The organism is Endozoicomonas sp. ALD040 (genome assembly GCF_049275945.1).
Classification (GTDB): domain Bacteria; phylum Pseudomonadota; class Gammaproteobacteria; order Pseudomonadales; family Endozoicomonadaceae; genus Endozoicomonas_A.
Genome location: NZ_CP184829.1, coordinates 6573406 through 6588235, shown reverse-complemented (window position 1 = coordinate 6588235; position 14830 = coordinate 6573406). Strand labels below are relative to the sequence as shown.

8 protein-coding genes are annotated in these 14830 nt (G+C 45.1%); 7 read left to right on the top strand and 1 reads right to left on the bottom strand.

Going from position 1 to position 14830, the window contains the following annotated elements:
* Positions 1 to 114: 114 nt before the first annotated feature.
* The 4 genes from ACOJUN_RS24215 to ACOJUN_RS24200 all read left to right on the top strand — a co-directional run bounded on the left by ACOJUN_RS24215 (position 115) and on the right by ACOJUN_RS24200 (position 7924).
* The gene (locus ACOJUN_RS24215; protein ID WP_422134403.1) at positions 115 to 1929 is read left to right on the top strand and encodes an F-box/WD repeat-containing protein; all 1815 of its coding nucleotides are present in this window, start codon (positions 115 to 117) and stop codon (positions 1927 to 1929) included.
* 262 nt (positions 1930 to 2191) lie between these two features.
* A complete protein-coding gene (locus tag ACOJUN_RS24210) occupies positions 2192 to 4012 on the top strand; it encodes an F-box/WD repeat-containing protein (RefSeq protein WP_422134402.1) in 1821 nt (606 codons plus the stop codon).
* Between the two features lie 103 nt (positions 4013 to 4115).
* Positions 4116 to 5912 (top strand): WD40 repeat domain-containing protein, encoded by a 1797-nt coding sequence (locus tag ACOJUN_RS24205; protein ID WP_422134401.1) that lies wholly within the window; start codon positions 4116 to 4118, stop codon positions 5910 to 5912.
* A gap of 167 nt (positions 5913 to 6079) precedes the next feature.
* Positions 6080 to 7924, top strand: coding sequence for an F-box/WD repeat-containing protein (locus tag ACOJUN_RS24200; RefSeq protein ID WP_422134400.1), 1845 nt, complete (start codon positions 6080 to 6082; stop codon positions 7922 to 7924).
* 133 nt (positions 7925 to 8057) lie between these two features.
* On the opposite strand, the gene ACOJUN_RS24195 is transcribed toward ACOJUN_RS24200, so the two are convergent.
* Entirely contained in the window at positions 8058 to 8669 is a 612-nt protein-coding gene (locus ACOJUN_RS24195; RefSeq protein WP_422134399.1) for a hypothetical protein, read from the bottom strand.
* A 321-nt stretch (positions 8670 to 8990) separates the two neighbouring features.
* Here ACOJUN_RS24195 and ACOJUN_RS24190 point away from each other — a divergent pair, with 321 nt between their 5' ends.
* The 3 genes from ACOJUN_RS24190 to ACOJUN_RS24180 all read left to right on the top strand — a co-directional run bounded on the left by ACOJUN_RS24190 (position 8991) and on the right by ACOJUN_RS24180 (position 14736).
* Positions 8991 to 10784 (top strand): F-box/WD repeat-containing protein, encoded by a 1794-nt coding sequence (locus ACOJUN_RS24190; protein WP_422134398.1) that lies wholly within the window; start codon positions 8991 to 8993, stop codon positions 10782 to 10784.
* A gap of 166 nt (positions 10785 to 10950) precedes the next feature.
* On the top strand, positions 10951 to 12795 hold the full coding sequence (locus tag ACOJUN_RS24185; RefSeq protein WP_422134397.1) for an F-box/WD repeat-containing protein: 1845 nt from the start codon (positions 10951 to 10953) through the stop codon (positions 12793 to 12795).
* 132 nt (positions 12796 to 12927) lie between these two features.
* A complete protein-coding gene (locus ACOJUN_RS24180) occupies positions 12928 to 14736 on the top strand; it encodes an F-box/WD repeat-containing protein (RefSeq protein WP_422134396.1) in 1809 nt (602 codons plus the stop codon).
* The last annotated feature ends 94 nt before the right edge of the window (positions 14737 to 14830 follow it).

Sequence of the window (14830 nt, the reverse complement as noted above, 5' to 3'; positions counted from 1 at the left end):
ATTGTACGTAAGACCCTGTTTTGAACTTTTATTTCGCAACCGACTCTAATTTACTCCATCAATTTAAAAAGTCCTTGTTAATCGAGGGGAGGACTCATTAAGGAGAAGCCAGATATGGATATCAAGACTAGCAACTCAGGCATGACCGGTTCGCCATTGCCCTCAACCAAGGTGGCACGGTTCGGCGGAGAACGATCTGATTTTGGTGCTGGCAGCTCCATCGTTGCAGCTGACAAAGAATTAAAGGAAACAGCTTCATTACTCGATTTGCCCGAGGAGTTAACCATCAAAATTATTCGCTTGTTGGAGTTTCGGGATATTGTACGTTTACGGAAGGTCAGTACTTACTTTAACAGGGTTATTAAAAATGATTATGCTCTGGAGAAAGCATGGTATCAGCGGTTTACTGCTCAAGACCAAGATCAATTAAAGACAATCCTTTCTGTAGAGGATAAAAAACAACTTTGTCTTTGGCTACCGCTGCAGCCCTTTACAAGTAATCAAGCATTAGTCAACTCACTTATAAAGAAACGAAAGATTTCTTATTTTCCTGCTCTGTTTTATTTCACCAAAGCTCGACTGATGTCTGAATGCAAAACATTTAAAGCAGTTACAAAAGCGATTATTGACCATGATTACTCGGTCACGTCAACCCGCGTCAGCCCTGATGGTTCCCACATTGTGACAGCCAGCTTCGATAATACAGCGAAAATTTATAGTCAGAAGACCAATGGATCATGGGTAGAAAAAGCCATTATTTCCCATGATGGCTTTGTCTACTTTGCCATCTTCAGCCCCGATAGCTGCAAGGTGGTGACCGCCGGACGCGATGGTCAGGTAAAAATCCATGATCTGAAGGCTGATGGGTCATGTGTACATAAACTCACTATTTTCCATAATGCTACGATCAGCACAGTTGACATCAGTCCCGATAGTCGTCACCTGGTGGTCGGCAGTTGGGATCATACTGCGAAAATTTGCAGTCAGAATGACGATGGATCCTGGGAAGAAAAACTGACCATTTTGCATGATCATAGGCTCTTCCTGGTCACCTTCAGTGCCGATTGCCGTCATCTAGTGACCGTCAGTATGGATAAAAAGGCGAAAATCTATGGTCAGAAGACCGATGGGTCATGGGAGGAAGAAGCTACCATTTCTCATAAAGATATTATCTACCAGGCCAGCTTTAGCAACGATAGCCGTCTTGTGGTGACCGCAGGCAGTGGCAAGGAGGTAAAAATCCATAGCCAGAAGGCTGATGGTCAATGGGAAAAAGAAGTCATCATTTTGCATGACGAATGGGTCTACTCAGCCAACTTCAGCGGCGATTCTCGCCGCGTGGTGACCGGCAGCAGAGACGGCACAGCAAAAATTTTTCGTCGGAAGGACAATGGCTCGTGGGAACAAGAAGCCACCATTTTCCACGATCGTTGTATCGAGTCGGCCATCTTTAGCCCTGATGACCACCATGTAGTGACCGCCAGTGACGATAACACCGCAAAAATCTTTAGTCTGAAGGACGATGATGAATCATGGGAAAAAAAGCTCATCATTTGCCATGATAAAGCTGTTACCTCAGCCATCTTCAGCCCCGATAGCCGTCATGTGGTGACCGCCAGTAAAGACGGCAAGGCGAAAATCTGTGGTCAGAAGGCTGACGGATCATGGGTCGAAAAAACCACCATTTCCCATGAATGTGTGGTCGATTCAGTCAGCTTCAGCGCCGATGGCTGCCAAGTGCTGACTACCAGTAAAGATGGAACGGCAAAAGTCTATGGTCTCAGGAAGAATGGATCATGGGTCGAAAAAGTCATCATCTCTGGCAAACGTCCGATCAAATCAGCCAAATTCAGCGCCGATGGACATCACCTTGTGACCAATTCGTACGATAATAAGGTGCGAATTATTAAACTACAGAAGAATAAATGATTGTCTGTGTGCTGTGACAAATAAAAGCGGCGTCATTCTGCATGTATTGAAATACAGAAACTTTTTAAGAGCATTTTTTGAACTTTTATTTCAAAATCGATTCTAAGCTACTTCATCAACTTTGAGCGTCCTTGTTTTTGCGGCGTTACTAACTTTGGAAAAACCAGATATGCTTTATGATGTTAATAAATCAGGCATAGTCGGTTCCTCCTCGACTCCAACCAAGCTCGCGCGATTAGAGGGAGAGTCACCTGGTGTCAGTGTGGCTAGATCCGTCACTATACCTGACAGAGAAATTAAGAAAACAGTTTTATTGCACGATTTGCCCGAGGAATTAACTATCAAAATTATTCGCTTGTTGGAACTTCGGGATGTTGCCCGTTTACAACAGGTATCGACTCAAATAAACAGGGTTATTAAAAGCGATCATTCTCTGGCAAAGGCATGGTATGAAAGGTTTCCTTCTTTACATCAATATCAACTTAAGAAAATCCTTCCTGCCAATGATAAAGAACAACTTCGTAGCTGGCTGCGACCATTTACGAAGGATGAAACGTTAATTGAATCACTCATAAAAAGCCGTAAGAGCGTTTATTTTTCTGCTTTGTTCCATTTCACCAGAACTGGACTTATGTCTCGATGTAAAACATTTAATTTAGGTACAAAAGACACCATTTCAAATAATTGGGTCATTTCAGAAACCATCAGCGCGGATGGCCGCCATTTGGTAGCGTTCTTCGACTGTGATCATAAAAAGGTACAAGTATATGGTCAGGAGGTCGATGGGTCATGGCTAGGAAAAGTGACCATTTCCCATGATGACTGGATCGACTCAGTCACCTTCAGTGAAGACGGTAGCCATGTGGTGACCCTCAGCAGTTTGGCTAAAAAGGTGAAAATCCACGGTCAGAAAGCCGGTGGTTCATGGGAAGAAAAAGCCACCATTGCTCATGATGAATACATCAACTCAGCCTCTTTCAGCCCGGATGTCTGCTATCTGGTAACCGCCAGTAACGATAACACGGCAAAAGTCTATGGTCAGAGCGGCGATGGCTCATGGCAACAAAAACTCACCATTTCCCACAACGATTGGATCAACTCAGTCTGTTTCAGTGCAGATAGCCACCATCTGGTGACCGTTAGTTGCGATAACACGGCAAAAATTTATGGTCTGAAGGTCGATGGGTCATGGGGAGAAGTAGCCATCATTTCCCATACTGGTTGGGTCTCTTTAGCCACCTTTAGCCCCGATAACCGCCATCTGGTGACCGTCGGCGATGATTTTATGGCCAAAATTCACTGTTTGAAGGACGATGGATCATGGGAAGAAAAAGCTATCATTTCCCACGATACCTGGGTCAACTCGGTCACTTTCAGTGCTGATGGTTGCAAAGTGGTGACCACCAGTAACGATTACACAGCGAAAATCTTTGGTCTCAAGACGGGCGGGTCATGGGAAGAAGAAGTTACCGTTAACCACGATCACGAGGTCACCTCAGCCACCTTCAGCCCCAATGGCTGCTATGTAATTACCATCAGTAACGATCACATGGTGAAAATCTGTGGTCTGAAGGTTGATGCTGTATGGGAAGAAAAAGCCACCATTTCCCATGATGACTTTATCAAGTCAGCGATCTTCAGCGCCGATGGACGCAGTGTGGTGACCGCCAGTATAGATGGAACGGCAAAAATCTATGGTTTGAAGGCCGATGGATCATGGTGGGAAGAAGTCACCATTTTCCATACCTCTTCGGTCAACTCAGTCGCCTTTAGCCCTGATGGCCGTCATGTGGTGACCGCCAGTAAAGATCGAACAGCAAAAATCTATGGTCAGGAAATTGATGGATCATGGGTCAAAAAAGCCATCATTACAGAGAATGGTTCGATTGACTCAGCCACTTTTAGCGCTGACAGTCACCATGTAATGACTACCCGTTCTTTTGCACCCGTTGACCAGCTGTTGAAGAAGTATACGTTCACTGCTTTTCCAGGATCCATAAGCCCGCCCTGTAGGGGACAATTTCGGGACGTTACAAATAAAAGGGACGCCATTGTGCATGCGCTGAACTTTAATGGCACTTAAGACAATGTCATGAACTTTTATTTAAAAACCGAGTCTGATTTGCTGACTTAATTTTTAACGCCCTTTTTAATCCGGGGAAAATGCTTACCAGGAGTCACAAGGTTTGGAAGCTACCGATAATAAATCCACCAGGTTTGGTTCACTCTCGCCGTCAACTAATCGTGATCAACCGGAGGGGGAGGGATTATCCGGTGTCAGCGCAGGCCGGTCCGTCGCTATACCTGATAAGAGAAAAACGAAAAAATCTTTATTTTTCGATTTACCTATTGAAACAACCAATAAAATTATTGGTTTGTTGGAGTTTCGAGATGTTACCCGCTTACAGCAGGTTTGTAATTACTTTAACTGGGCTGTTAAAAACGATCATGCACTGGAAAGGGCCTGGTACCGCCGGTTTCCTATACCACACCAGGATCAATTAAAGAAAATCCTTGCTACAAAGAATAAAGAACAACTCCGTCATTGGCTGCGACCGTTTACCAGGGATGAAGCGTTCGTTAAATCACTCGTAAATGATCGAGAGAAAGTTTATTTTCCCGCTCTCTTTTATTTCACCAAAGCCCGGCTGATGTCTGAATACAAAACCTATAATGCAGTCGGAGAAGTCGAGATTACCCATGAAATCGGTGTGTATTCAGTCACCTTCAGTGCCGATGGCAGCCGCCTGATGACCGAGGGAGGCGATGGCGTGAAAATCTACGGCCAAAAGGCCAATGGATCATGGGAAAGAGAAATCTTCATTCCCCACGAAGACAATGTTGAATTGGCCATCTTATGCGACGATGGCAGCCACCTGGCGATCGCCACTTTTGATTATAGGGTAAAAATCTATGGTCAAGTCGATGGGGTATGGGCACAGAAACTCGCCATTTCCCATGATGACGATTGCTCCTCAGTTGCTTTCAGTGCCGATGGCCGCCATTTAGTGACCTCCGGCCATGATAAGACGGCGAAAATTTGTGTTCAGGGAGACGATGGGACATGGGAAGAAAAACTCACTATTTCCCATGATGAATGGGTTGTCTCAGCCACCTTCAGCGCCGATAGTCGCCATTTGGTGACCGCCAGTTGCGACAAGACTGCAAAAATCTATGGTCAGAAGGACGATGGATCCTGGGAAGAAGAAGTCACCATTTTCCATGACGCTAGTATCATATCAGCCGACTTCAGCCCCGATAACTGCCATGTTGTGGCTGTCGGTGTCGATTACAAGGTGAAAATCGTTTACGGATCATGGGGAACAGAAGCCTCCATTGACCATGATGACAGGGTGCGCTCAGCCACCTTTAGTCCCGATAGCCGCCATTTGGCAACGACCGATATGTTTAAAACGGCGAAAATCTGCGGTCAAAAGGACGATGGGTCATGGCAGGAAGAAGTCATCATTACCCATAAGGACTATGTCAAGTCAGCTGTCTTTAGCCCCAATGGCCGCCATGTGGTAACCGCCAGTTGGGACAAGACTGCAAAAATCTACGGTCAGAACGACGACGGATCATGGGAAGAAAAGTGCACTATCCGCCATGGTGACCGTGTCCTCACAGCCATCTTCAGCCCCGATGGTCGCCATGTGGTGACGGCCAGTCTCGATCACACGGCGAAAATCTACGGTCTGAAGACTGACGGATCCTGGATCGAAAAGGCCACTATTTCCCATCTGGGTGCTGTCAAATCAGCCATCTTCAGCGCCGATGGACGCCTTGTGGTGACCACCAGTTCGGATGGTAAGGCAAAAATCTATGGTCAGAATACTTTTGAATCCTGGGTAGAAAAAGCCATCGTTACCCATAGACATAAAGAATCGACCGAAGTAAATCGCCTTAGCGCCAGTGGCCACCATCTGGTGGCACCCCTTAACGATAACTGTGTGATCATTTATAAACTGTCGATGAATGATTGACTGTTTGCTTTCAGAAGTAAAAGGGACGCCATTGTGCCTGTGCTGAAATGCAGAAAAATTTTTAAGACCTTGTTTTGAACTTTTATTTCAAAATTGATTCTAATCTACTTCATCAATTTTGAGCGTCCCTGTATTTTGGGGCATTACTTACTTTGGAAAAACCAGATATGCTTTATGCTGCTAAAGAATCAGGCATAGTCGGTTCATCCTCGACCCCAACCAAGCTCGCACGATTAAAGGCAGAGTCGCCTGGTGTCAGTGTGGGTAGATCCGTCACTATACCTGACAGAGAAATCAAGCAAACAGTTTTATTGCACGATTTGCCCGAGGAATTAACCATTAAAATTATTCGCTTGTTGGAACTTCGGGATATTGCCCGTTTACAACAGGTATCGACTCACATAAACAGGGTTATTAAAAACGATCATGCTCTGGCTAAGGCATGGTATGAAAGGTTTCCTTCATTACATCAAGATCAACTTAAGAAAATCCTTCCCGCCAATGATAAAGAACAACTTCGCAGTTGGCTGCGACCATTTACGAAGGATGAAACGTTAATTGAATCACTCATAAAAAGCCGGAAGAGCGTTTATTTTTCTGCTTTGTTCCATTTCACCAGAACTGGACTCATGTCTCGCTGTAGAACATTTAATTTAGTTACAAAAAACACCACTTCAAATAGTTGGGTCATTTCAGAAGCCTTTAGCGCCAGTGGCTGTCATCTGGTGGCGTACGGCTGTGATCATAAAAAGATGAGAGTCTATAGCCGGGAGGTCGATGGGTCTTGGGTAAGAAAAGTAACCATTTCCCATGATGACTTGATCGACTCAGTCTCCTTCAGTGCAGATGGCAGCCATGTGATGACCCTCAGCAGTTCGGATGGCAAGGTGAAAATACATGGTCATAAAGCCGATGGCTCATGGGAAGAAAAAACTACCATTTCCCATGATGACTACACCAACTCAGCCTCTTTCAGCCCGGATGGCTGCTATCTGGTAACCGCCAGTAACGATAACACGGCAAAAGTCTATGGTCAGAGCGGCGATGGCTCGTGGGAACAAAAACTCACCATTTCCCATAATGATTGGATCTACTCAGTCTGTTTCAGTGCCGATAGTCACCATTTGGCGACTGTCAGTTGCGATAACACAGCAAAAATTTATGGTCAGAAGACAGATGGATCATGGGGAAAAGAAGCCACCATTTCCCATGGTAAATGGGTCACCTCTGCCTGCTTTAGCCCCGATGACCGCCATGTGGTGACCGTCGGCGATGATAACATTGCGAAAATCTTCAGCTTTCAGCTCGATGGATCATGGGAAGAAAAGGTCGCAGTTTCCCACGATCTCTGGATCAGCTCGGTCACATTCAGTGCTGATAGTCGCAGAATGGTGACCACCAGTAACGATTGCACAGCGAAAATCTTTGGTCTCAAGACGGGTGAGACATGGGAAGAAGAAGTTACCATCAACCACGATCACAGGGTTAACTCAGCCAGCTTCAGCCCCAATGGCTGCCATGTAATCACCGTCAGTAACGATAACAAGGTGAAAATCTGTGGTCTGAAGGTTGATGGATTATGGGAAGAAAAAGCCATCATTTCTCATGATGACTTAATCAACTCAGCCACCTTCAGCGCCGATGGACGCAGTGTGGTGACCGCCAGTAAAGATGGAACGGCAAAAATCTATGGTCTGAAGGCCGATGGGTCATGGAGGGAAGAAGTCACCATTTTCCATGCTTCCTCGGTCAACTCAGCCTCCTTTAGCCCCGATAGTCGCCACGTGGTGACCGCCAGTAAAGATCGGGCAGCAATAATCTATGGTCAGCAGATTGATGGATCATGGGTCAAAAAAGCCATCATTGTACAGAATGGTTCAATTGACTCAGCTGCTTTTAGCGCTGACGGTCACCATGTAGTGACTACCCGTTCTTTTGCACCTGTTGACCAGCTGCTGAAGAAGTATACGTTCAGTGCTTTTCCGGGATCCATAAGCCCGCCACCTTTGTAGGGGACAATTTCGGGACAAAGCTTGATATGAAAGGCTGAATAGGTGGCCGATAGCAGGTACTATGCAAGCCCGGTACCTAAAGCAGTCACCTTTCGTGCAATACACCCATTTACTGGCAATTTTGTTCAGGCTGTTAATGTAACGCTGCGCTCATTAAATCCAACGTTATTTTGTGCTCACTTTCCAAGCCAGAACTAGTACACTTTGTTAAAAAAAGCTCATCATTTTTCAACAAATTGTAGAATTTTGATAAAAAATCTTTTGCCTTTTCGCTGATTTCTTTATCTTCCAGCTTGTCTATGTCAGAAAAAGTTACAGTTTGGCAGTCATCATATACTTCTCCTGTTTCATGAAATGGAAAGTAACCCACTCCTTCACAAAGAGATATTAACTGATCTAAATTCTGCTCCTCATGTTGCAAAGAACATTCAGGCACACGGCGAAGCAGTCGTTCTTTCATTTTTCTTGCATAGAACTTTTTTGAAGAAACTGCTCTTGGCTGCTCTCTGGCAAGTAATGAAGCGCGGTATAGATCTAGCATCTCGAGATTTCTATTCAACACGGAATGAGAAAAAGTGTATAAGACCTGTCCAGTTAGTCGAAACTCTTTTAAATGTAACTCATCAATGAGGGTGGTCAGACTGTTGAACGCATTATAGAGCGGTGATGCATTGGCATTATATGTGTAAAAAACAGAAATAATAAAAATAATTCGAGTGATTGCAATGGCTCTGTGATTTTTCATGTGCTTCAGGTTTCTTTACTTTGAAAACTAACCCTGAAAGGTAGCACTTTTTTATTATTCTGCAGGAAGACAATAGCGCTGAAGTCAGCACTAAGTACTCAGCCATACGAAAAGTCCACCATTGCCTGGCTCTCAGGGTCAACTCAGCCAGCTTCAGCACCGATGGAGACACCATTGGGCATGCGCTGAATGACTGAAGCTTCTTGAATGGCACTTAAGGTAATGTCAGGAACTTTTATTTCAAAACCGAGTCTGATTTACTGTCTTAATTTTTAACGCCCTTTTTAATCCGGGGAGAATGCTTACCAGGAGGAATAAGGTTTGGAAGCTACGGATAATAAATCCACAATGGTCGGTTCACTTTGGCCGTCAACCAGTCGCGCTCAATCGAAGGGAGAATTATCGGGTGTCAGTGCGGGTAGGTCCATCGCCATACCTGTAAAGAAAGAAACGGAAAAAAATTTATTTTTTAATTTGCCTTTAGAAGTAACAACACGAATTATTCGCTCGTTGGAGGTTCGGGATGTTGCCTGCTTACAGCAGGTTTGTCATTACTTTAACGGTATTATTAAAAACGATCATGAACTGGAAAGGGCCTGGTATCGACAGTTTTCCTCACCACACCGATATCAATTAAACAAAATTCTTCCTGCAAAGGATAAAGAACAACTTCGTAATTGGCTGAGACCGTTTACGAAGGATGAAGCGTTAATCGAATCAGTCATAACACAACGAGAGCAAGTTTATTTTCCTGATCTATTCTATTTCACCAAAGCTCGACTGGTGTCTGAATGCACAAGGTTTAAAGTAGATAGAGAAATCTTCATTAGCCATTATGAAGATGTATTCTCAGCCATCTTTAGCGCCAATGGAACCCGCTTGGTGACTGGCGGTAGCCATGGGGCGAAAATCTGTGGTCAGAAGGCCAATGGGTTTTGGGAAGAAGAAATCTTTATTTCCCATGTCACCAATGTCAGATCAGCCACCTTCAGTGCAGATGGTCGCCATGTGGCGACCGCCAGCAAAGATCGAACGGCAAAAATCTATGGTCAGGTCGATGGGTCATGGGAAGCGAAACTTACCATTTCCCATGATGATTGGGTTAACTCAGCCACCTTCAGCGCCGATAGTCGCCATTTGGTGACCGCCAGTATGGATACAACGGCGAAAATCTGCGTTCAGGGAGCCGATGGATCATGGGAAGAAAAACTCACCATCTCCCATGATGGTTCTGTCAACACAGCCAGCTTCAGTCCGGATGGCTGCTATGTGGTGACGGCCAGTGACGATAACACGGCCAAAATCTATTGTCAGAGGACTGATGGATCATGGGTAGAAAGAGCCAACATTTTTCATGATAAGTTTGTCCTCTCAGCCACCTTCAGCCCCGATAGCCGCCATGTGGTGACTGTTGGTTACGATCACAAGGTGAAAATCGTCTATGGATCATGGGCGTCAGAAGTCTCCATTGATCATGATGATACGGTCACATCAGCCACTTTTAGTGCTGATAGCCGCCATCTGGTAACGGCCAGTTACGATAAGACGGCGAAAATCTTTGGTCAGAAGATCGATGGCTCATGGGAAGAAGAAACCGTTATTTTCCATGATGACCGTGTTAACTCAGCCGCGTTCAGTCCTAAAGGCCGCTATGTAGTCACGGCAAGTGACGACAAAACAGCGAAAATTCATGGTCAGAAGGGCGACGGATCATGGGAAGAAAAGCGCATTATTTATCATGATGACCGTGTCCTCTCGGCCATTTTCAGCCCCGATGGCCGCCATGTGGTGACGGCCAGTCTCGATTACACGGCGAAAATCTATGGTCTGAAGACTGACGGATCTTGGGTCGAAAAGGCCATCATTCCCCATCTAAGTTTTGTCGAATCAGCCACTTTCAGTGCTGATGGCTGCCTTGTGGTGACCACCAGCTCAGATGGGAAGGCAAAAATCTATGGTCAGAATACTTTTGGATCCTGGGTAGAAAAAGCCATCGTTACCCATAGACATAGAGATTCGACCAAATTAAATCGCCTTAGCACCAATGGCCACCATCTGGTGGCGCCCTTTGACGATAACAGCGTGATGATTTATAAGCTTTCGATGAATGATTGACTGTTTGCTTTTAGAAATAAAAGGAACGCCATTTTGCATGTGCTGAAATACAGAAACTTTTTAAGACCCTGTTTTGAACTTTTATTTCAAATTAGATTCTAATTTTCTTTATCAATTTTGAACGTCTTTGTTTATCGGGGCGGTACTAACTCAGGAAAATTCAGAGATGCTTTCTGATGCTAATAACTCAGGCTCAGTCGATTCATTCTCGACCCCAAACAATCTCGCACAATCAGAGGGAGAGTCATCGGGTGTCAGTGTGGGTAGAACCGTGGCTGTAGCAGATACAAACCTTAAGAAAACCGTTTTATTGCACGATTTGCCCGAAGAATTAACCATCAAAATTATCCGCTTGTTGGAATTTCGGGATATTGCCCGTTTACAACAGGTGTCGACTCACTTAAACAGGGTTATTAAAAACGATCATGCTCTGGCAAAGGAATGGTATCAACGGTTTCCTTCAGCACATCAATATCAACTTAAGAAAATCCTTCTAAACACAGATAAAGAACAACTTCGTAACTGGCTGCGACCGTTTACGAAGGATGAAGCGTTAATTGAATCAATCATAGAAAAGCGAGAGAACGTTCATTTTTCTGCTTTGTTCCATTTCACCAAAACTGTACTGATGTCTCAATGTAAGACATTCAATTTAGATACAAAAGCGACCATTTCAAAATATTGGGTTTTTTCAAAAGCCTTCAGCGACGATGGCCGCCATGTTTTGGCGACCAATTGTGATAATAAGAAGGCGAAATTGTATGGGCAGGAGGTCGACGGTTCATGGACAGAAAAAGCGATCTTTCCCCAAGATTACTGGATCATGTCAGCCACCTTTAGCGGAGATGGTAGTCATCTGGTGACCTTCAGTGGTTTTGAAAACATGGTGAAAATCCATGGACAGATAGCCGATGGCTCATGGGAAGAAAAAGCTACCTTTTCCCATGATGAATGTCTCAACTCAGCCTCCTTCAGCCCAGACGGATGCTATGTGGTAACCGCCAGTAACGATAACACGGCAAAAATCTACGGTCAGAGCGTCGATGGCTCATGGGACCATAAACTCACTCTTTCCCATAGTGGTTGGATCAACTCAGCCTGTTTCAGTGCCGATAGCCAGCATCTTGTGACTGTTGGTTGCGACAACATGGCAAAAATTTATGGTCAGAAGACCGATGGAACCTGGAGAGAAGAAACCACTGTTTTCCATAATAATTGGGTCACCTCAGCCACCTTTAGTCCCGATGACCGCCATTTGGTGACCGTCAGCAATGATAGTAGGGCCAAAATCCTCAGCTTCGAGGTCGATGGATCATGGGAAGAGAAAGTCACCATTTCCCACGATCGCTGGATCAGCTCGGTCACTTTCAGTGCTGATAGTCGCAGAGTGGTGACCAACAGTAACGATTACACAGCAAAAATCTTTGGTCTCAAGACGGGTGGTTCATGGGAAGAAGAAGCCACCATTTCTCACCATCTCAGGGTCGAATCGGCCACCTTCAGCCTCGATGGCTGCTATGTAATGACTGTCGGTGACGATGACGTGGCGAAAATCTGTGGTCCGAAGGCTGATGGATCATGGGAAGAAAAAATCACCATTTCCCATAATGACATTATCGAATCAGCCACCTTCAGTGCCGATGGACGCCGTGTGGTGACTGCCAGCAGAGATGGAACGGCAAAAATCTATGGTCTCAAGATCGATGGATCATGGAGAGAAGAAGCCATCATTTCCCAGGATAACTGGATCAACTCAGCCTCCTTCAGCTCCGATGGCCGCCATGTGGTGACCGCCAGTATTAATGGAACAGCCATAATCCATAGTCAGCAGGTTGATGGATCATGGGTCGAAAAAGCCATCATGATACAGAACACTAAGATTCACTCAGCTACTTTTAGCGCTGACAGTCACCATGTGCTGACCACCAGTACTTTTGCACCCATCGACCAGCTGCTGAAGAAGTATACGTTCAGTGCTTTTCCACGATCCATAAGCCCGCCGCCACCTTGATCACTTTTCTTGAAACTTCGAACAGGGTTTTATAGCAATCGAACTTTTATTTCAAAATTGACTCAAAGTTCCTGCGTCAAATTCGAACGTCCTTTTCAATCGAGGGTAATACTAACTCAGGGTAAATCAGGTATGGATAGTGTAAATAATAAATCCGGCATGGTTGGTCCATGCTCGCCTCCAACCAAGCTCCTGCGATCGGAGCGAGAACCCTCTGTTGTCAGTGCGGGCAGGTCTGTTACTGTAGCTGACGAAGCAATAAAGAAAACAGCTTCATTACAGGATTTGCCCGAGGAATTAACCATCAAAATTTTTCGCTTGTTGGAGTTTCGGGATATTGCCCGTTTACAACAGGTCTCGACTCACTTTTATGGGGTTATTAAACGCAATCATGTTCTGGCAAAGGTCTGGTATCAACGGTTTTCTTCACCAGATCAATTTCAATTAAAGACAATCCTGCCTGTAAAGGATAAAAAACGACTCCGTCACTGGCTGCGACCATTTACTGAGGATAAAGCGTTAGTCAAATCACTCATAAAAAAACGGAAGAAAACTTATTTTCCTGCGCTGTTCTATTTCACCAAAGCCCGACTGATGTCTGAATGCGAAACCTTCAGAGTAGTTAAAAAAGTTACCATTACCCACGATATCTGGGTCAACTCAGCCACTTTCAGCTCTAATGGCCGCCATATTGTCACGGCCAGTCTTGATAACACGGCGAAAATATATGGCCAGAAGGACGACGGGAAATGGGTAAAAGAAAGGACTATTATGCATGATCACTTTGTCGACTCAGCCACCTTCAGTGCAGATAGCAGTCATCTGGTGACCGTCAGTGGTTGGGATAATAAGTTGAAAATCCATAGCCAGAAGGCCAATGGGTCATGGGAAGAAAAAGCCACCATTTCTCATGGTGACTATATCAACTCAGTGACCTTCAGCCCCGATAGTTGCCATCTGGTGACCAGCAGTCAGGATAATACGGCGAAAATCTGTGGGCAAAAGGACGATGGATCATGGGAAGAAAAAATCACCATTTTGCATGATAACTGGCTCAACCCGCCCACCTTCAGCCCCGATGGCCGTCATCTGGTGACTATGAGTAGAGATAAAAAGGCGAAAATCTATGGTCAGAAGACCGATGGATCATGGGTAGAAGAAACCACCCTTTCCCTTGATCACAATGTCTACTTAGCCAGCTTTAGTGCTGATAGCCGTCTAGTGGTGACCGCCGGTACAGGCAACAAGGTACAAATCCATAGCCTGGGGGCTGATGGTTCATGGGAAAAAGAAGTCAATATTTTGCATGATCGCTGGGTCACTTCAGCCAATTTCAGCTCCGATGGTTGCCGTGTGGTGACCGCCAGCAGAGATGGCAAGGCAAAAATCTGTGGTCAGAGATTCAACGGCTCATGGGAAAAAGAAGTCACCATTTTGCATGATAATTGGGTCAACTCAGCCTGCTTTAGTCCCGATGACCGCCATGTGGTGACTGCCAGTAAGGATCGCAAGGCGAAAATCTGTAGTCAGAAGGACGATGGAGTCTGGGAAAAAAAGCTCAGCATTTCCCATAATGACGATGTCATCTCTGCCACCTTCAGCCCCAATAGCCGCCATGTGGTGACTGCCAGTATGGATGGCAAGGCGAAAATCTGCGGTCAGAAGACTGACGGATCATGGGTCGAAAAAGCCATCATTTCCCATAGAGATGGGGTCAAATCAGCTACCTTTAGTGACGATGGCTGTCATGTACTGACCGTCAGTCGGGATGGAACAGCAAAAATCTATGGCCACAAGACCGATGGATCATGGGTCGAAAAAGTCATTATTTCCCGCAAAAGCCGGATCAACTCAGTTACTTTCAGTGCCGATGGATGCCACTTTGTAACCGTATCTGACGATAACAAAGTGCGAATTAATAAATTAAAGAGGGATAAATGATTGTTTGTTTGCTGTGACAAATAAAGGGTATGCCATTCTGCATTCGCTGAAAGATAGAAACTTAAGACCCTGTCAGGAACTTTTATTTCAAAGC

Bases quoted from the DNA above. Each gene is read 5' to 3' on its own strand.
- ACOJUN_RS24185 (WP_422134397.1), top strand. From the start codon at position 10,951: ATGCTTTCTGATGCTAATAACTCAGGCTCAGTCGATTCATTCTCGACC.
- ACOJUN_RS24200 (WP_422134400.1), top strand. From the start codon at position 6,080: ATGCTTTATGCTGCTAAAGAATCAGGCATAGTCGGTTCATCCTCGACC.
- ACOJUN_RS24215 (WP_422134403.1), top strand. From the start codon at position 115: ATGGATATCAAGACTAGCAACTCAGGCATGACCGGTTCGCCATTGCCC.
- ACOJUN_RS24195 (WP_422134399.1), bottom strand. From the start codon at position 8,669: ATGAAAAATCACAGAGCCATTGCAATCACTCGAATTATTTTTATTATT.
- ACOJUN_RS24180 (WP_422134396.1), top strand. From the start codon at position 12,928: ATGGATAGTGTAAATAATAAATCCGGCATGGTTGGTCCATGCTCGCCT.